17 protein-coding genes are annotated in these 17,677 nt (G+C 72.9%); 5 read left to right on the forward strand and 12 right to left on the reverse strand.

All coding sequences use genetic code 11. From position 1 onward, the window contains the following. The first annotated feature begins 39 nt into the window (after positions 1-39). The 5 genes from moaA (at position 40) to J2W20_RS07905 (ending at position 4,529) form a co-directional block, all read left to right on the forward strand. Entirely contained in the window at positions 40-1,143 is a 1,104-nt protein-coding gene (gene moaA, locus J2W20_RS07885; RefSeq protein WP_373457977.1) for a GTP 3',8-cyclase MoaA, read from the forward strand. Between the two features lie 38 nt (positions 1,144-1,181). Continuing rightward, positions 1,182-1,454 (forward strand): MoaD/ThiS family protein, encoded by a 273-nt coding sequence (locus tag J2W20_RS07890; protein WP_307006126.1) that lies wholly within the window; start codon positions 1,182-1,184, stop codon positions 1,452-1,454. Between the two features lie 90 nt (positions 1,455-1,544). After that, positions 1,545-2,615 carry a LolA family protein gene (locus J2W20_RS07895; protein WP_307005937.1) on the forward strand — a complete coding sequence of 357 codons (1,071 nt, stop codon included), beginning with the start codon at positions 1,545-1,547 and terminating at the stop codon, positions 2,613-2,615. Then, a complete protein-coding gene (locus tag J2W20_RS07900) occupies positions 2,612-3,679 on the forward strand; it encodes an ABC transporter ATP-binding protein (RefSeq protein ID WP_307005938.1) in 1,068 nt (355 codons plus the stop codon). Before J2W20_RS07895 ends, J2W20_RS07900 begins: the two co-directional genes overlap by 4 nt. Continuing rightward, positions 3,666-4,529, forward strand: a complete 864-nt coding sequence (locus J2W20_RS07905) for an ABC transporter permease (RefSeq protein ID WP_307005939.1) — start codon at positions 3,666-3,668, stop codon at positions 4,527-4,529. Before J2W20_RS07900 ends, J2W20_RS07905 begins: the two co-directional genes overlap by 14 nt. 129 nt (positions 4,530-4,658) lie before the next feature. Here J2W20_RS07905 and J2W20_RS07910 read toward each other — a convergent pair whose 3' ends face one another. From J2W20_RS07910 to rimP, 12 genes are all read right to left on the reverse strand, one after another. Continuing rightward, on the reverse strand, positions 4,659-6,020 hold the full coding sequence (locus J2W20_RS07910; protein ID WP_307005940.1) for a M16 family metallopeptidase: 1,362 nt from the start codon (positions 6,018-6,020) through the stop codon (positions 4,659-4,661). 4 nt (positions 6,021-6,024) lie between these two features. Next, positions 6,025-8,265 (reverse strand): polyribonucleotide nucleotidyltransferase, encoded by a 2,241-nt coding sequence (locus J2W20_RS07915; RefSeq protein ID WP_307005941.1) that lies wholly within the window; start codon positions 8,263-8,265, stop codon positions 6,025-6,027. Between the two features lie 231 nt (positions 8,266-8,496). Then, positions 8,497-8,766 carry a 30S ribosomal protein S15 gene (gene rpsO / locus J2W20_RS07920; protein WP_066497233.1) on the reverse strand — a complete coding sequence of 90 codons (270 nt, stop codon included), beginning with the start codon at positions 8,764-8,766 and terminating at the stop codon, positions 8,497-8,499. 171 nt (positions 8,767-8,937) lie between these two features. Then, positions 8,938-9,975, reverse strand: a complete 1,038-nt coding sequence (locus J2W20_RS07925) for a bifunctional riboflavin kinase/FAD synthetase (RefSeq protein ID WP_307005944.1) — start codon at positions 9,973-9,975, stop codon at positions 8,938-8,940. Positions 9,976-10,012: 37 nt separating this feature from the next. Next, positions 10,013-10,492, reverse strand: a complete 480-nt coding sequence (locus J2W20_RS07930) for a hypothetical protein (protein ID WP_307005945.1) — start codon at positions 10,490-10,492, stop codon at positions 10,013-10,015. Then, on the reverse strand, positions 10,489-10,857 hold the full coding sequence (locus J2W20_RS07935; RefSeq protein ID WP_307005946.1) for a hypothetical protein: 369 nt from the start codon (positions 10,855-10,857) through the stop codon (positions 10,489-10,491). The genes J2W20_RS07930 and J2W20_RS07935 overlap by 4 nt, the downstream gene beginning before the upstream one ends. Position 10,858: 1 nt before the next feature. Next, positions 10,859-11,746 carry a tRNA pseudouridine(55) synthase TruB gene (gene truB / locus J2W20_RS07940; RefSeq protein ID WP_307005947.1) on the reverse strand — a complete coding sequence of 296 codons (888 nt, stop codon included), beginning with the start codon at positions 11,744-11,746 and terminating at the stop codon, positions 10,859-10,861. Positions 11,747-12,009: 263 nt separating this feature from the next. Continuing rightward, entirely contained in the window at positions 12,010-12,486 is a 477-nt protein-coding gene (gene rbfA, locus J2W20_RS07945; protein ID WP_307005949.1) for a 30S ribosome-binding factor RbfA, read from the reverse strand. Positions 12,487-12,606: 120 nt separating this feature from the next. Continuing rightward, positions 12,607-15,465 carry a translation initiation factor IF-2 gene (infB, locus tag J2W20_RS07950; RefSeq protein WP_307005950.1) on the reverse strand — a complete coding sequence of 953 codons (2,859 nt, stop codon included), beginning with the start codon at positions 15,463-15,465 and terminating at the stop codon, positions 12,607-12,609. 156 nt (positions 15,466-15,621) lie between these two features. Beyond that, a complete protein-coding gene (locus J2W20_RS07955; protein ID WP_307005951.1) occupies positions 15,622-15,942 on the reverse strand; it encodes a YlxR family protein in 321 nt (106 codons plus the stop codon). A 137-nt stretch (positions 15,943-16,079) separates the two neighbouring features. Further along, positions 16,080-17,048: a transcription termination factor NusA gene (nusA, locus tag J2W20_RS07960; protein WP_307005952.1), complete on the reverse strand. Its 969-nt coding sequence runs from the start codon at positions 17,046-17,048 to the stop codon at positions 16,080-16,082. Then, positions 17,048-17,677 carry a ribosome maturation factor RimP gene (rimP, locus tag J2W20_RS07965; protein ID WP_307005954.1) on the reverse strand — a complete coding sequence of 210 codons (630 nt, stop codon included), beginning with the start codon at positions 17,675-17,677 and terminating at the stop codon, positions 17,048-17,050. Before rimP ends, nusA begins: the two co-directional genes overlap by 1 nt.

Here is a 17,677-nt window from a genome sequence, read left to right on the forward strand (position 1 = left end):
GCCGGCCCGTGGCGGGCACCACTCGCGTACTGTAGATGCATGGGTGTTGAGCTCGGGATGCCGCAGGTGCGCGCGTCGGAGCCCTCGGTGGGGGCGCTGGCGGCGGACCGGCCCGCGGGGCTGCCGGGGCTCCAGGACCGGTACGGCCGGGTCGCGACGGACATGCGCCTCTCGCTCACCGACAAGTGCAACCTGCGCTGCTCCTACTGCATGCCGGCCGAGGGCCTGCCGTGGCTGGCGAAGGACGCGCTCCTGTCCGCCGCGGAGGTCGTCCGGGTCGTGGGGATCGGCGTCCGCGTGCTCGGCGTGCGGGAGCTGCGGCTCACGGGCGGCGAGCCGCTCGTGCGGGCGGACCTGGTGGACATCGTCGCGGCGCTGCGCGCGGCGCACCCGGACCTGCCGATCGCCCTCACGACCAACGCCGTGGGCCTGGATGCCAAGGCCGCCGCACTCAAGGCCGCCGGACTGACGCGCATCAACGTCTCGCTCGACACCCTGCACCCGGAGACGTTCGCCCAGCTGGCCCGCCGCCCGTTCTTCGACCGGGTCCTGGCCGGGATCGAGGCCGCGGACGCGGCCGGGCTCGGCCCGATCAAGATCAACTCCGTGCTCATGCGCGGGATCAACGACGCCGACGGTCCCGACCTGCTCGCATGGTGCCTCGAGCGCGGCTACGAGCTGCGGTTCATCGAGCAGATGCCCCTCGACGCCGACCACGGGTGGACCCGCGACGGCATGGTCACCGCCGGGGAGGTCCGCGGGCTGCTCTCGGAGCGCTTCCGCCTCTCCCCCGATCCCCGGGACCGCGACGGTGCGCCCGCCGAGCGGTTCGAGGTGCGGGGCAAGGACGACGGCGCGCTGCTCGGCACCGTCGGGATCATCGCCTCGGTGACCGAGCCGTTCTGCGCGGACTGCAAGCGCACCCGCATCACGGCCGAGGGGAAGGTCATGAGCTGCCTCTTCTCCCACGAGGAGGTGGACCTGCGCGGGCTCCTGCGCTCGGGGGCGTCCGATGAGCAGGTGGCGCTGCGGTGGCAGGAGGCGATGTGGCTCAAGCCGCGCGCCCACGGCATGGACCACACGGGCCTCGGCGCGGACGGCTTCGTGCAGCCGGACCGCTCGATGTCCGCCATCGGCGGCTGACCCGCAGCCTCCGAGCGACCCTAGGAGAGCCCTTGCAGATCACGCTGCGGTACTACGCCGCGGCCCAGGCCGCCGCCGGCAGGGCCGAGGAGTCGCTGTCGGCGCCCGACGGCGCGAGCCTGGCCGAGGCGCTCGAGGCCGCCCTCGCCGTCGTCCGCGTCCCCGCCTCCTCCGGCACGGGCGCCCCGCCGTTGGCCGAGGTGCTGCGCCGGTGCTCGTTCCTGGTGAACGAGGTTGCCGTGCGGGACCGTGCGCGCGTGCTCGCGGACGGCGATGTGGTGGATGTGCTGCCCCCGTTCGCGGGCGGCTGAGCCCCCGCACCGGGATCCGTCCCAGGGATGACGACAGGTGGCCGGGACCGGCGTAGCGTTGAGGCAAAGGTTCCTTCCCCGGAGGTCTCGATGAACGCCGACACCCAGCGCCGCTGGCTCCGCTGGATCCCCGCCGCGGCGGTCCCGGCCGTCGTGGCCGTGGGCCTGTTCGCCTCCGGGGCGACGGCCGGATCCCCGCCCCCGCCCGCGACCCCCGAGCAGGTCCTCGCCCTCGCGGCCGGCCACAGTGCCCGGCAGTTCTCCGGCACGGTCGAGCAGAGCTCCGACCTCGGGCTGCCCTCGATCCCGGGCCAGGCGCTTGGCGCCGCGAAGGGCAGCACCTCCTTCGGCTCCGAGGCGGCGATGCTGGAGCTGCTCACGAGCGCGCACACCGCGAAGGTCTACGCCGACGGTCCCACGCGCGAGCGGGTGCAGGTCCTCGACCAGCTCGCCGAGCGCGACGCCGTCCGCAACGGCAGCGACCTGTGGACCTACGATTCCTCGGCCCACGCGGTCACCCACGCCGCCCTGCCCTCGGCGGCTGCGGCCGCCGTGCCCAGCGCGGCCGCCGTGTCCCCGGACCAGCTCGCGCAGCGGCTCCTGGCCGCCGCCGGGCCGAGCACCGCCGTCTCCCTCGCCCAGCCCGCCACGGTCGCCGGCCACAGCGCCTACACGCTCGTGCTGACCCCGAAGGCCGCCGGCACCCTCGTCGCCTCCGTGCGGATCGCGGTCGAGGCACAGACCGGGCTGCCGCTCGCCGTGGACGTGTACGCGAAGGGGCAGGACGCCGCCGCCTTCCACGCCGCCTTCACCCAGCTGACCCTGGCGGCACCGGATGCCTCCGTCTTCGCCTTCACCCCGCCCGCCGGCGCGAAGGTGACCCAGCAGCAGCTCCCCGCCCCCGCGCAGCACCGGCAGGCCAAGGCCCAGCACGCCCCGGCCGCGGCCGCGCCACGGGGCTGGGATGCCATCACCGTCATCCCCGCGGACAAGGTGCCTGCGGGCCTGAAGGACCAGCCGCTCATGAAGCAGCTCGCCGCGCCGGCCGCGGGCGGCCGGGTGATCAGCACCTCGCTGTTCACCGTCCTGCTCCTGGACGACGGCCGCGTGCTGGCGGGGGCCGTCCCCGCGACGGCCCTCGAGGCAGCGGCCGCCAGGTGACGGCGGGGCCCGACGCTGCGCGGACCCGCCCCGGCGCCGGGGATGCCGCCCTCCGCACCCACGCCCTCACGAAGCGCTTCGGCGCCCACACCGCCGTCGACTCCCTCGCGCTCGAGGTGCCGCGCGGCGCCGTGTTCGGGTTCCTCGGCCCCAACGGATCGGGGAAGACGACCACCATCCGGATGCTGCTGGGGCTCGTGGCCCCCACGTCGGGGCATGCCGAGGTGCTCGGCGAGCCGATGCCGCGGGCGGCGCGCAGCGTGCTGCCGCGGGTCGGGGCCCTCGTGGAGGGGCCCGCGTTCTACCCCTTCCTCACCGGGGCCGCCAATCTGTCGCGGTTCGACGCCGCCGATCCCCTCACTGCCCGGGCCACCCGTCGCGCGCGCGTGGGGGCGGCACTCGAGCGGGTGGGGCTCTCGCACGCCGCGGGCAAGAAGGTGCACGCCTACTCGCTGGGCATGAAGCAGCGTCTCGGGCTGGCCGCGGCCCTGCTCGCCCCGCGCGACCTCCTCGTCCTCGACGAGCCCACCAACGGCCTCGACCCGCAGGGCACGCGCGAGGTCCGGGGCCTGATCCGATCGCTCGCCGAGGACGGCACCACGGTCTTCGTCTCGAGCCACCTGCTGGCAGAGGTCGAGCAGATCTGCACGCACGCCGCCGTGCTGCGCACCGGGCGCCTCGTGGCCCAGGGGACCCTCGACGCGCTGCGCGCGGGGGCGAGTCCGCGGATCGAGGTCCGCACTCCCGACGCCGTCGCGGCGGCCGACGTCCTGCGGCGCCTCGGCCTGCACGTCGAGCCTGCCGGGCCGGGCACGGTCGTTGCCGCCGCGGCCGCCGCCTCGGCCGCCGACGACGGGGCCGGCCCTGCGCACGACGCCGGGGACCCGCCGCCCGCAGGCCGCGCGCCTGCGGCTGCTGCCGGGGCGGGTGCACCGCCGCCGGAGGACCTGGTGGCGGCGCTCGTGGCGGCCGGTGTGCGCGTGCGCGGGTTCAGTGCCGAGGCCGCCACGCTCGAGGAGCGCTTCGTGGAGCTGACCGGGGAGGGCTTCGATGTCGCAGGCTGAAGTGTCCCGCGCGGTGGACGCCCACGGGGGCAGCCACACGGCCAAGCTCCTCGCCTCCGAGCTGCGGGTCCTGTTCGGGCGGTGGCGGACCTGGGCCATGCTCGCGGCCCTCGCGGCGGTGCCCGTGCTCATCGGGCTCGCCGTGAAGTTCTCCCCCGGGCGCCCGCCGAGCGGCCGCGGGCCCGCCTTCCTCGACCAGATCACCGACAACGGGCTCTTCGCCGGGGTCGTGGGGCTCGTGGTCTGCACCCCGCTGTTCCTGCCGCTGACCATCAGCGTCGTGGCCGGGGATGCGATTGCGGGCGAGGCGAGCCTGGGGACGCTGCGCTACCTGCTCCTCGCCCCCGCGGGGCGCGTGCGGCTGCTCGCGGTGAAGTACCTCAGCTCTGCCGTCTTCTGCGCGGCGGCGGGGATCGCCGTCGTCCTCGGGGGAACGGCGGTGGGGCTGGCCCTGTTCCCGCTCGGCCACGCGACGCTCCTGTCCGGCACGCAGATCGGGCCGGCGGAGTCCTTCGGGCGGCTGCTGCTCATGGCCGCGTACGCGACGGTGTCGCTGCTCGGGCTCGCCGCGATCGGGCTGTTCGCCTCGACCCTGACCGGGGTGCCGGTCGGGGCGATGGCCGCGACGGCGGTGCTCGCCGTCGTCTCCCAGATCCTCGACGCGCTCGACCAGCTCGACTGGCTGCACCCGTGGCTCTTCACGGACCACTGGCTGGGCCTCGCGGACTTCCTGCGCGACCCGGTCTCGTGGGACTCGTTCGCCGCGAATGCGTGGCTGCAGGCCGGGTACATCGCGCTCTTCGGCGCCCTCGCCTACGGCCGCTTCACCACCAAGGACATCCTCGCCTGAGCCCGGGACATGACCCCTCAAGGTAGGGACATGACCCCACAAGGTAGGGACATGACCTCACAACATAGGGACATGACCCCTCACCGAGGGCTCTCGATGAGGGGTCATGTCCCTGTGGTCTGCTCGGCCTCAGGTGAGGCCGAAGGTCTCGCTCTCCTCGAACGGGCCCACCACCGTGGTGGTGCGCGGGGCGGTCGCGAGCACGCGGGCGAGGTCCTGGACCTCCGCCGCGGTGACCGCGCCGATCTGCGCGAGGGTCTCCTCGATGTCCTGGAACTCTCCCGAGACGAGCTCGGCGCGGCCCAGCCGGGACATGCGCGAGCCGGTGTCCTCGAGCGCGAGGACGATCCCGCCCGAGAGCTGGCCCACGGCCTTGCGCAGCTCCTCGTCCGTGATGCCGTGCTCGGCGAGCTTCTCGAGCTCGGCCGCCATGAGCGCCAGGACCTGCGGGACCTTGGCCGGCGCGCAGCCGCCGTAGATGCCGAAGTACCCGGCGTCCGCGTAGGCGGAGGCGAACGAGTACGTCGAGTAGACGAGCCCGCGCTTCTCGCGGATCTCCTGGAACAGGCGCGAGGACATGCCCCCGCCGAGGACCGCGTTGAGCACGCTCATGACGTACCGGCGCGGGTCCGTGGCGGTGATCGAGGGGCAGCCCATGATGACGTTGGCCTGCTCGACCTGCCGCTTGACCACGGACAGGCCCGGCTGGCCCGTGATGGCCGCGGGCGCCGCCGAGCGGCGGGCCACCGGGGCGGCCTCCGACCCGAGGTCCCAGCCGGCGCCCTGGAGCGCGTCGAGCACGAGCGAGCACACGGCGTCGTGCTCGAGGCCGCCCGCCGCGGTGATCACGAGCTCCTCGGGACGGTAGTAGCGGCGGTAGTGCTCCCACACCGAGTCCCGCGGCACCGCCCGGATGGCCTCCGGGGTGCCGCCGATCGGACGGCCGAGCGGGTGGCCGCCCAGCACGGCCGCGACGAAGTGCTCGTGCGCCACGTCCGTCGGGTCGTCGCCGTCCATGGCGATCTCCTCGAGGATGACGTCCCGCTCCTGCTCGAGCTCGTCGGGGTCGAGCACCGCCGAGGTGATCATGTCCGCGATGACGTCGATGGCCATGGGGAGGTCGGTGTCGAGCACCCGCGCGTAGTAGCACGTGCTCTCCTTGGCCGTCGCGGCGTTGGACTCGCCGCCCACCTCGTCGAACGCCGAGGCGATCTCGAGGGCGGTGCGGCGCTGGGTGCCCTTGAACAGCAGGTGCTCGAGGAAGTGGGTGGCCCCGTGCTGGCCCGAAGCCTCGTCACGGGAGCCCACGCCCACCCAGAAGCCGATCGACGCCGACCTCTGGCCCGGCATCGCCTCCGTGAGGACACGTACGCCCCCGGGAAGGATGGACCGGCGCACGACGGCGCCGCCATCCTTCCCGAAGATCGTGGTCGACGCCGGAGCGCCGTCCACGAGCTGGCCCGAGGTCAGCGGCAGTTCGACTGTTGCCATGCGGCTACGCTTCGACCTCCGCCGAGGCCTCGCCCTGGTCCGCGGCGTCGGCGTCGGCCACGACGGGCGCGAGCGAGAGCTTGCCGCGGTCATCGATCTTGGTGATCTCGACCTGGACCTTCTGGCCCACGGAGACGACGTCCTCGACGTTGTCCACGCGCTTGCCGCCGGCGAGCTTGCGCAGCTCGGAGATGTGCAGCAGGCCGTCCTTGCCCGGCGTGAGCGAGACGAACGCGCCGAACGTGGTCGTCTTGACGACGGTGCCGAGGTAGCGCTCGCCGACCTCGGGCATCTGCGGGTTCGCGATCGCGTTCACCGCGGCGCGGGCGGCCTCGGCCGAGGAGCCGTCGGTCGCGCCGATGAGCACGGTGCCGTCGTCCTCGATCGAGATGTCGGCGCCCGTGTCCTCCTGGATCTGGTTGATCATCTTGCCCTTGGGGCCGATGACCTCGCCGATCTTGTCCACGGGGATCTTGATCGCGATGATCCGCGGCGCGAACTCGGAGAGCTCGTCCGGGCGGTCGATCGCGGCGTTGATCACCGAGAGGATGTGCAGGCGCGCCTCGCGGGCCTGCTTGAGGGCGGCGGCCAGGACCGAGGCGGGGATGCCGTCGAGCTTGGTGTCGAGCTGGATCGCCGTGACGAACTCGGAGGTGCCGGCGACCTTGAAGTCCATGTCGCCGAAGGCGTCCTCGGCACCGAGGATGTCGGTGAGGGCGGCGTAGCGGGTCTGGCCGTCGACCTCGTCGGAGACGAGGCCCATGGCGATGCCCGCGACCGGGGCCTTGAGCGGCACGCCGGCGTTGAGCAGCGACAGGGTCGAGGCGCACACGGAGCCCATCGACGTCGAGCCGTTGGAGCCGAGGGCCTCGGACACCTGGCGGATCGCGTACGGGAACTCCTCGCGCGAGGGCAGCACGGGCACGAGCGCACGCTCGGCCAGGGCGCCGTGGCCGATCTCGCGGCGCTTCGGGGAGCCGACGCGGCCGGTCTCGCCCGTGGAGTACGGCGGGAAGTTGTAGTTGTGCATGTACCGCTTGTGCGTCTCGGGCGAGAGCGAGTCGATCTGCTGCTCCATCTTGAGCATGTTCAGCGTCGTGACGCCCATGATCTGGGTCTCGCCGCGCTCGAAGATCGCCGAGCCGTGGACCCGCGGGAGCACCTCGACCTCGGCCGTGAGCTGGCGGATGTCCGTCAGGCCGCGGCCGTCGATGCGGACCTGCTCGGTGAGGATGCGCTGGCGGACGACCTTCTTGGTCACCGAGCGGAACGCCGCGGAGAGCTCCTTCTCGCGGCCCTCGAACTGGCCCGCGAGCTGGGCGAGCACCTCGGCCTTGAGCGCGTCGGACGCGGCCTCGCGCTCCTGCTTGTCGGCGATCTGGAAGACCTCGGCGAGCTTGGCAGCGGCGGCGGCCTCGACGGCGTCGTACGCGTCGGCCTCGTAGTCGAGGAAGACGGGGAACTCGGCGGTGGGCTTGGCGGCACGGTCGGCCAGGTCCTGCTGGGCCTCGCAGAGCGCGCGGATGAACGGCTTGGCGGCCTCGAGGCCCTCGGCGACGACCTCCTCGGTGGGGGCCGTGGCGCCCTCGTCCTTGATGAGGCTCCAGGAGTGGTCGGTGGCCTCGGCCTCGACCATCATGATCGCCACGTCGTCGCCGGCGATGCGCCCGGCGACGACCATGTCGAAGGTCGCCTTCTGCAGCTGCGAGTGCTTCGGGAACGCGACCCACTGGGCGCCCTGCTCGTCGTGGACGAGGGCCACGCGCACGCCGCCGATGGGGCCGGAGAAGGGCAGGCCGGCGAGCTGGGTGGACATCGAGGCGGCGTTGATCGCGACGACGTCGTAGAGCTCGTCCGGGTTGATCGCCAGGACCGTCACCACGACCTGGACCTCGTTGCGCAGGCCCTTGACGAAGGCCGGGCGCAGCGGGCGGTCCATGAGGCGGCACGCGAGGATGGCGTCCGTCGAGGGGCGGCCCTCGCGGCGGAAGAACGAGCCGGGGATGCGGCCCGCGGCGTACATGCGCTCCTCGACGTCGACCGTGAGCGGGAAGAAGTCGAAGCCCTCGCGAGGGGTCTTGCCCGCCGTGGTGGCGGAAAGCAGGGCGGTGTCATCGTCGATGTAGGCCATCGCCGCGCCGGCGGCCTGCTTGGCGAGGCGGCCGGTCTCGAAGCGGACGACGCGCTGGCCGTGGCGGCCGTTGTCGATGACGGCCTCAGAGAACTGGATCTCGGGACCCTCCATAGGAGAGCACCTCCGTTTCCTTGTGTGGCGGAGGCTGTCCGGAACCCGGTCTTCGATCGAGGCCCTTGGCGCGTCCGTGTCCCGGACGCCCTCAAGAGCCACTACCGAGGACCGCAGGCAGCCGGTGCCTCCTGATGGTGGTTCAGTTGTCGTGCCCCGCCGACGGCGGGGCGATGGGGGAAGCTGGCCGCCCGCCCGCGCCTGGACGCGGACGGGCGGACTGCTCCCAGACTACCGGCGCAGGCCGAGACGCTCGATGAGCGAGCGGTAGCGCGCGATGTCGGTGTCGTGCAGGTAGGCGAGCATGCGCTTGCGGCGACCCACGAGCGCGAGCAGGCCGCGCTGGGTGTGGAAGTCGTGCTTGTGCTGCTTCATGTGCTCAGTCAAGTCCTTGATGCGCTTGGTCAGGACGGCGATCTGGACCTCGGGAGACCCGGTGTCGCCTTCCTTCGTCGCGTATTCCTTGATGATCTCCTGCTTGACGGCGGGATCCAAAGCCATTGGAGCTCCTCGTTTCGTGCCGTGCGGCCCGCTGGACGCTGCGTCCCCGGGGAACACCGGCAGGGTGTCCCGCGGTGACGGGGCCGGTGCGGCCCAGGCCGCCACGGACTGCAGCGAGGGCCACCGAGGATTCTATCGGTTCAGGCCTCACCGTGTCGAAACGCGGCTGCTTCAGCGGGGGGAGGCACCGCCCTGTCCGGAGGCGGCGAGCACGTCCCGCGCGGCATCGACGTCGAGCTTCATCTGCTCCACGAGCGCCGCGGGCCCGCGGTAGGCGACCATGCCGCGCAGCCGGTCGACGAACTCGACGACGACGTTCTGGCCGTAGAGGTCGAAGTCCTCGGGGGCCTCGTCCGGCCGGTCGATGACGTGGGCCTCGACCTGGCGGGCCACGCCCTCGAACGTCGGGTTCGAGCCCACGGAGATCGCCGCCGGCCAGCGGGTCCCGGCCTGGTCGAGGAGCCAGCCGGCGTAGATCCCGTCGGCGGGGACGTGGCCGGCGGCGTCATGGGAGAGGTTCGCGGTCGGGAACCCGAGGGCCCGCCCGCGGGAGGCGCCGTGGACCACGGTGCCGTGCATCGCGTGGGGCCGGCCGAGGATCTCGGCCGCGGTCCGCACGTCGCCCGACTCCAGAGCCTCCCGCACCCACGTCGAGGAGCAGCGGCGCTCGTCGGCGTCGTCCTCGGCCGCGGCGGCGGGCTGCGGCTCTGCGGCGCGGTGCCGGGGGGCGTGCTCGGTGAACTCGTCGACGACCACGACGCCGAAGCCGAACCGCTCCCCCAGGTGCTGCATCGCGGCGAGGTCGCCGGCGTTCCCGCGCCCGAAGCGGACGTCGTGGCCCACGACCACGTGCGAGGCGCGGAGGGCGTCGACGAAGATGCCGCGGACGAAGTCCTCGGCGCTCTGCTGCGCGAATTCCAGGGTGTAGTGCAGGACCAGGATCGCGTCGAGCCCGTAGCCGGACAGCGCGGCGAGCCGGTCCTCGATCCCCATGATGAGGTGCGGAGCGGTGTCGGGCCGGTGGACCTGGGCCGGGTGCGGGTCGAACGTCACGGCGACGGCGCGGCTGCCGCTGTCCCTCGCCGTGGCCAGCAGGCGCGCGAGCACCTGCTGGTGGCCGCGGTGGACGCCGTCGAAGTTGCCGATGGTGACGGCCGTCGGGCCGAAATCCCCGGGAATCTCGTCCACTCCGTGCCAGATCAAGACCATCGTCCTCGCCTCGTCGCCCTGTGTGTGCCTGACAAGACTACCGGCCGCCATCCGCATCCACGGCAGCGGCCGTCCGGGGGCGGTGGTAGAGGAGCCACGCGAGGCCGAGGAAGGGCAGCACGAGCGGGACGTACCCATAGCCCCGCCCGAACCCGCTCCAGACGGTGTCGTGGGGGAACGCCGAGGCGTCCACCACGCTGGCCGTCCCGACCGCCAGGATGCCGACGAGCTCGAGCAGGATGGCCCCGAGGGTCACGTACCAGCTCGTGACGCCGCGGCGGGCGAGCGAGACGGTCGCGACGATGTAGACGACGGCCGCGACGGCGCTGAGCAGGTAGGCCAGCGGCGCCTCGGAGAACTTGGTGGCGATCTGGTACCCGGCGCGGGCCGTCGCCGACAGCGCGAAGACGCCGTACACGGCCACGAGGATGCGGCCCAGGCCCACGTTGCGGGTCCGGGGAGAGTGCTCGGGCCCGGTCGGGCCCCCAGGGGTGGGGGACGGCTCGGCAGAGGTCATGAGAAGGGTGCTCCGTTCCAGATCTGCTCCATGCGGAACAGCATCACAAAGATCGTCACCGGCACGGCGGCCAGCACTGCGTTGCTCCACCGGGTGCGGTCAGCGATCGCCCACCAGAACGCGGCGATCGGCACGATCAGCGCCGTCGCGAGGTAGCCCCAGAACTCCCATGGCTCCCCCCGCACGGCCTCTCCCCCGGCCTGCCGGATCCCTGCGCCGATGCCGAAGACGACGAGGAAGAGCTCGACGACGGCCACGGACACGATCGCCGCGTCCCCCGGATAGGTCTTGGTGACCACGGCGGCCACGCACAGGATCAGCGAGAGCGCGCACAGGACCGCGCCGACGACGAAGAACGGGTCCACCTCAGGCGCCCTCGCCGTGGGCGGCGAACACGAGTTCGGGCTTGGCCTGCCCGCCCACGTCCTTCAGGAGGGCGACCAGCTCGCCGTCGGGCGCGAACGCCGCGGTGAGCTCCGCCGATCCCGTCGCGGGGATGCGGCGCCCGTAGGAGAGCTCGACGGTCTCGCCGTCGCTGAGCTCGCGGACCGGCAGGAGCGTCCGTGCGGCGTCCGCGAGCGGCAGGACGGCGAGCGAGCCGGCCAGCTCCTCGAGCGTGTGCGCCTGCTCGATCCGGTAGGGGCCCACCTGGGTGCGGCGGAGCGCCGTGAGGTGCCCGCCCACGCCGAGGTCGGCGCCGAGGTCGCGGGCGAGGGCCCGGATGTACGTGCCGGAGGAGCAGCGCACCGTGACGTCGACGTCCTGGAGCCTGCCCCCGCGCTCCCGGCGGACGCCGTGGATGTCGAAGGAGTGGATCGTCACGGGCCGGGCCTCGAGCTCGACCTCCTTGCCGGCGCGGACGCGGGCGTACGACCGCTCGCCGGCGACCTTGATGGCGCTGACGCTGCTGGGGACCTGCAGGATGTCCCCGGTGAGCTTCGCTGCCGCATCACGGATCTGCTGCTCGGTGACGGCCGCGGCGATGCGCTCCTCGAGGACCTCGCCCTCGGCGTCGTCCGTCACCGTGCGCTGGCCGAGCCGGATGGTGGCGCTGTAGGTCTTCTCGGTGCCGACGATGTGGGAGAGCAGGCGGGTCGCCTTGTTGATCCCGACGACGAGCACGCCCGTGGCCATGGGATCGAGGGTCCCCGCATGCCCCACCTTGCGGGTCCCTGCGAGCCGGCGGACCTTGCCCACCACGTCATGGCTCGTCCACCCGCGTGGCTTGTCCACGATCACCAGTCCAGAAAGCACGCCTCCCAGTATATGGAGCGCCGGGGGCGCTCCCGCCCGCAGGCGCCGACGGGGCGGGGGCGCCCCCCGGGGGGGGCGCCCCCCCCCCCCCCCCCCCCCGCCCGGAAACTGACAACCCGCCCGGCGCCCAACACCCCCCCGCCGCCCCCCGCCCCCCCCCCCCCCCCCCCCCCCCCCCCGCGGGGGGGGGGGGCGCCCCCCCCCCGGGCCCCCCCCCCCCCCCCGCCCCCCACGGCTGCCTGAAGCGTCAGTCCTGGCGAGCGTCAGTCCTCGCGCGGCTCGACGTCGTCGAACCCGTCGTCGTACGAGTCGTCGCCGGCCTCGTCCGCCTTGCGGTACGGATCGGCGTCCCCGGCGGGGCGCGCCCCCTCGGCGAGGCGTGCCACCTCGGCGTCGCGCTCGCGGGCCTGCCGGAGCAGGTCCTCGACGTGCGAGGCGTTCACGGGGACCTCGTCCGCCACGAATTCGAGGGTCGGCGTGAGGCGGATGGTGAGGTTGCGCCCCACTTCGCGCCGGAGCACGCCCTTCTTGGTCTCGAGGATCTCGCGCGCGCCTGCCGTGGCTGCGGCGTCGCCGAGGACCGTGTAGTACACCGTGGCGTGCTGGAGGTCGTTCGTGACGCGGGCGTCGGTGATCGTGATCGCCTCGGCGCGCTCGTCCTTCACGGCCCTGCGCAGGGCCTCTGCCACGACCACCTTGATGCGCTGCGCGAGCCGCGCGGCGCGGGCCGGATCGGCCATGGTCCCTCCTATCGTCTGGGGTGCTTGTTCGTCTCGGCAGGCAGCGGCCCGCGGGGGAACCACTGCCTGCCGACGTGCGAACGGGGCCCCGGCAACCCGGGGCCCCGCCCATCAGGCGCGTCAGACGCGCGGCTTCTCGCGCATCTCGAAGGTCTCGATGACGTCCTCGAGCTGGAGGTCGTTGAACGACCCGAGCCCGATACCGCACTCGTAGCCCTCGCGGACCTCGGTCGCGTCGTCCTTGAACCGCTTGAGCGACTCGATGCTGAGGCGGTCGCCCACCACGACGCCCTTGCGGAGCACGCGGGCCTTCGCGTTGCGGCGGATGATGCCGCTGCGGACGATCGAGCCGGCGATGTTGCCGAACTTGGAGGACTTGAAGATCTCCCGGACCTCGGCGGTGCCGAGCTGGACCTCCTCGTACTCCGGCTTGAGCATGCCCTTGAGCGCGAGCTCGATGTCCTCGATCGCCGCGTAGATGACCGAGTAGAAGCGCATGTCCACGCCCTCCCGGTCCGCGAGCTCGGCAACGCGCTCAGCCGGCTTGACGTTGAAGCCGATGATGATCGCGTTGTCGACCGTGGCGAGGTTGACATCGTTCTGGGTGATCGCGCCGACGCCGCGGTGGATGACGCGGAGCTGGACTTCCTCGCCCACATCGATCTTGAGCAGCGAGTCCTCGAGCGCCTCGACGGCACCGGACACGTCGCCCTTGAGGATGAGGTTGAGGGTGTCGATCTTGCCCTCGGCCACAGCCTGGTCGAAGTCCTCGAGGCTGATCCGCTTGCGGCGCTTGGCCAGCTGGGCGTTGCGATCGGCGGCCTCGCGCTTCTCGGCGATCTGCCGCGCGGTGCGCTCGTCCTCGGTCACGAGGAACGTGTCGCCGGCGCGCGGCACCGAGGACAGGCCCAGCACCTGGACCGGCCGGGACGGCAGCGCGGCCTCGACCGCCTCGCCGTCCTCGTCGAACATGGCCCGGACGCGGCCGTGGGCCGTGCCCGCAACGATGGTGTCGCCGACGTGGAGCGTTCCGGACTGCACGAGGACGGTCGCGACGGCGCCGCGGCCCTTGTCGAGGTTGGCCTCGATGGCCACGCCGCGGGCATCCTTGTTCGGGTTGGCCCGCAGGTCCAGCGCAGCGTCCGCCGTGAGCAGGACCGCCGAGAGCAGGTCGTCGATGTTCAGGTTCTGGCGCGCCGAGACGTCCACGAACATGGTGTCGCCGCCGTACTCCTCGGGGACGAGACCGTACTCGGTGAGCTGGCCGCGGATCTTCTCCGGGTTGGCGCCCTCCTTGTCGATCTTGTTCACCGCGACCACGATCGGCACACCGGCCGCCTGGGCGTGGTTGAGCGCCTCGACGGTCTGCGGCATCACGCCGTCGTCCGCGGCCACGACGAGCACCGCGATGTCGGTGACCTGGGCACCACGGGCACGCATGGCGGTGAACGCCTCGTGGCCCGGGGTGTCGATGAAGGTCAGCTTGCGCTCGCGCCCATCGTGTTCGAAGGCGATCTGGTAGGCACCGATGTGCTGCGTGATCCCGCCGTGCTCGCCCTCCACCACGTTGGTGTTGCGGATGGCGTCGAGGAGGCGGGTCTTGCCGTGGTCGACGTGGCCCATGACGGTCACGACGGCCGGGCGGGCCTCGAGCTCCTCGTCGGTCTCCGCCTCGAGCTCTGCCTCGAGGTCGATGTCGAAGGACTCGAGCAGCTCGCGCTCCTCGTCCTCCGGCGAGACGACCTGGATCTTGTAGCCGAGCTCCTCGCCGAGGACGGAGAAGGTCTCCTCATCCAGGGACTGGGTGGCGGTGGCCATCTCACCGAGGTGGAACAGCACCGTGACGAGCGAGGCGGGGTTCGCATCGATCTTCTCGGCGAAGTCCGTGATGGACGCGCCGCGGCGCAGGCGCACGATCGTGCTGCCGTCGCCACGGGGCACCGAGACGCCGCCGAGCGACGGTGCGCTCATCTGCTCCAGTTCCTGGCGCTTGGCACGCTTCGACTTGCGCTGCTTGCCGCGTCCGGCGCCGCCCTTGCCGAAGGCGCCCTGGGTGCCGCCGCGACCGCGGCCGCCCTTGCCGAAGCCGCCGCCGGCAGGACCGCCGCCGCCGGGACGGCCAGGGCCGCCCGGACCGCGACCGCCGGTGCCCGCAGGCCGGGCACCCGGCTGGGGGCGCTCGGTGCGCGGGGGCATCATGCCGGGGTTCGGGCGGGGTCCGCCGGTGCCGCCGGGACGCGGGGCACCACCGGGACGGGGCGCACCGGGACGCGGGGCACCACCCGGACGGGGCGCACCCGGACGGGGCGCACCGGGACGCGGGATGCCGGAGGTGCCGCCGGGGCGCGGCGCCGACGGACGCGGGCCGCCGGGGCGGTCACCGTCGCGGCCACCGCCGGGACGGGGCATGCCCTGGGAGGACGCGAACGGGTTGTTGCCCGGACGGGGCGCGCGGTCGCCGTCACGCCCGGGACGCTGCATGCCCTGGGAGGACGAGAACGGGTTGTTGCCCGGGCGCGGGCCGCTGGGACGCGGGCCCGGGGTCGCTCCGCGGCCGCCGGCCGCGGGACGGGGCGCCGGACGGGCGCCGGGACGCGGGGCTTCGGCGGCGGGACGGGGGGCCTCCGCAGCGGGACGCTCGGCCTCGGGGGCCGGGCGCTGGCTCGCCGCGGGTGCCTCGGCCTTGGGTGCAGGGGCGGGCGACGGCGCAGCGGCCGGGCGCGGGGACGGCGCCGGACGCGACGGTCCCGGCGTCGGGGCACCGGCGGACGGACGGGCGGCGGGACGGGCCGGCCTGTCGCTGGCCTTCGCCTTCGCGCCGTCGGCGGGGTAGGCGTCGCGAAGCTTCTTCACGACGGGCGCCTCGATCGTCGAGGACGCGGAACGCACGAACTCGCCCAGCTCTGCGAGCTTGGCAACGGCGTCCTTAGAGGTGATACCGAGCTCCTTGGCGAGCTCGTGTACGCGGACCTTGGCCACATTTCTCCTGTCTCGGTCCGCGCCGAGCCAGGCACGGACCGTCTACTGCTTGCTGCAGGCTCCCTCTGCACCGGTGTGCATCAGGAAGCCCTCGGCGGTGCGCAACGAGAAGTTCATTGCTACGCACTCATCGGTCGGGGACTCATCGGGTGTCCATCAGATTTCTGACCCGCTTTCAGCTTGGACGGTGTCCGGCCCGGCGGCAGCCGAGACGGAGGACCTGAAGAAGTCGTCGACGCCGCTGATGTCCACCGGGCCCCGGAAGGCTCGGTGGAACGCGCGCCGCCTGACGGCTTGCTTCAGGCATGCCTGGTCGGGATGCAGCCACGCGCCGCGACCGGGCAGCCGGCGGCGGGGGTCCGCGACGACGCGCTGGGCGTCTCCACGGTCCATCACCAGCCGGAGCAGTTCCGACCGGGCTGCCGTCCGGCGGCAGCCGATGCAGGTGCGCAGAGGCTGGGCGGTTGTCCGTTCCATCCTTGCTCTCCCACATCGAAGGGGCCGAGCTCCCGAGCTGCCTGCCCGGTGCCCTGCCCTGCCGCCGGGCACAGGCCCGGACCTATCTATTCTAGACCCTTCGGACCCGGATCCCGGAATGCCTCGGCCCCGACGCCTCAGGCCTGGGCGTCCGAGCCGATGTCGATCCGCCAGCCGGTCAGCTTCGCGGCGAGGCGGGCGTTCTGGCCCTCCTTGCCGATCGCGAGCGAGAGCTGGTAGTCAGGGACGAGGACCCGCGCCGAGCGCGTGGCGTCGTCGACGATCGACACGCTCGTGACCTTCGAGGGCGAGAGGGCGTTCGCGATGAACGTCGCCGGGTCGTCGCTGTAGTCGACGATGTCGATCTTCTCGTCGTTCAGCTCCGTCATGACGGCGCGCACCCGCGACCCCATCTCGCCGATGCAGGCGCCCTTGGCGTTGACGCCGGGGACGAGCGCGCGCACGGCGATCTTGGTGCGGTGACCGGCCTCGCGGGCGATCGCCACGATCTCGACGCTGCGGTCGGCGATCTCGGGAACCTCCAGCTCGAACAGCTTCTTGACCAGACCGGGGTGGGAGCGCGAGAGCGTGATCGAGGGACCCTTGAGGCCGCGATGCACGTCCACGACGTAGGCGCGGATGCGGGCCCCGTGCAGGTACTTCTCCCCCGGCACCTGCTCGGGGGGAGGCAGGACGGCCTCGATGGTGCCGAGGCTGACCTGGACCATGTTCGGGTTGTGGCCCTGCTGGATGAGGCCCGCGATGAGCTCGCCCTCGCGGCCCTTGAACTCGCCCAGGACGTTGTCGTCCTCCACGTCGCGCAGCCGCTGGAGGATCACCTGGCGGGCCGTCGTGGCGGCGATGCGGCCGAAGCCCTCCGGGGTGTCGTCGAACTCGCCGACGGCGTTGCCCTCGTCGTCGAGCTCGGTGGCCCAGATGGTCACGTGGCCGCTCCGGCGGTCCACCTCCGCCCGGGCCGTCTCGATCGCGCCCGGCGACTTGTGGTAGGCGAGCAGGAGGGCCTGCTCGATCGTCGGGATGAGCTTCTCCACGGGGATGTCCCGCTCACGCTCCAGCAGGCGGAGCGCGCTCATGTCGATGTCCACTAGGCCTCCTCGGTCTCGTCGGTGTCGTCGTTCTCGGGCCCGTCCGCGGCGGGGCCCAGGTCGGCATCCTCGAGGTGCGAGAACTCGACCTCGACCTTGCCGCTGCGGATGGCGTCAAAGGCCAGCTCGAGCGGGGCACCCGGCTTCGGCTTGACGCCCTTCTTGGCGGGGAGGTCCGGGACGAGGACGATGCCGTCCTCGGTCACCTCGCGCAGGCGGCCCGTGACGTTCTCCTCGCCGATGACGTTGACCCTGACGAGCCGGCCGACGGCCCGGCGCCAGTGGCGCAGCTGGGTGAGGGGACGCGAGACGCCCGGGGAGGAGACCTCGAGGTCGTACGGCCGGGTGTCCGCTGCGGGGTCCGCGTCGAGGGCGTCGGAGAGCTCGCGGGAGAGCTCGGCGATGACGTCGAGGCCCACCCCGCCGGTCTGGTCGTCCTGCAGGTCGACGACCACGCCCACCGTCCGGTGGTTCCCGGCGGCCTTGACGGAGACGCCCTCGAGGACCAGCTGGCGTGCCTGCACGATGGGCTCGAGCAGCGCGTGGAGACGGGCTTCCTCCCCACCCGCCTGCGGATCCTGCCCTGCCGGCGTCGGGGCGCCCCGCGAGGGCAGATCGGGCTCGGACAT

Source organism: Sinomonas atrocyanea, from assembly GCF_030812675.1.
Classification (GTDB): domain Bacteria; phylum Actinomycetota; class Actinomycetes; order Actinomycetales; family Micrococcaceae; genus Sinomonas; species Sinomonas atrocyanea_B.

Excerpts from the sequence above, each read along its gene's own strand:
- moaA (WP_373457977.1), top strand. The coding sequence starts at position 40 with ATGGGTGTTGAGCTCGGGATGCCGCAGGTGCGCGCGTCGGAGCCCTCG.
- J2W20_RS07895 (WP_307005937.1), top strand. The coding sequence starts at position 1,545 with ATGAACGCCGACACCCAGCGCCGCTGGCTCCGCTGGATCCCCGCCGCG.
- J2W20_RS07905 (WP_307005939.1), top strand. The coding sequence starts at position 3,666 with ATGTCGCAGGCTGAAGTGTCCCGCGCGGTGGACGCCCACGGGGGCAGC.
- J2W20_RS07910 (WP_307005940.1), bottom strand. The coding sequence starts at position 6,020 with ATGGCAACAGTCGAACTGCCGCTGACCTCGGGCCAGCTCGTGGACGGC.
- J2W20_RS07915 (WP_307005941.1), bottom strand. The coding sequence starts at position 8,265 with ATGGAGGGTCCCGAGATCCAGTTCTCTGAGGCCGTCATCGACAACGGC.
- rpsO (WP_066497233.1), bottom strand. The coding sequence starts at position 8,766 with ATGGCTTTGGATCCCGCCGTCAAGCAGGAGATCATCAAGGAATACGCG.
- J2W20_RS07925 (WP_307005944.1), bottom strand. The coding sequence starts at position 9,975 with ATGGTCTTGATCTGGCACGGAGTGGACGAGATTCCCGGGGATTTCGGC.
- J2W20_RS07930 (WP_307005945.1), bottom strand. The coding sequence starts at position 10,492 with ATGACCTCTGCCGAGCCGTCCCCCACCCCTGGGGGCCCGACCGGGCCC.
- rbfA (WP_307005949.1), bottom strand. The coding sequence starts at position 12,486 with ATGGCCGATCCGGCCCGCGCCGCGCGGCTCGCGCAGCGCATCAAGGTG.
- J2W20_RS07955 (WP_307005951.1), bottom strand. The coding sequence starts at position 15,942 with ATGGAACGGACAACCGCCCAGCCTCTGCGCACCTGCATCGGCTGCCGC.
- rimP (WP_307005954.1), bottom strand. The coding sequence starts at position 17,677 with ATGTCCGAGCCCGATCTGCCCTCGCGGGGCGCCCCGACGCCGGCAGGG.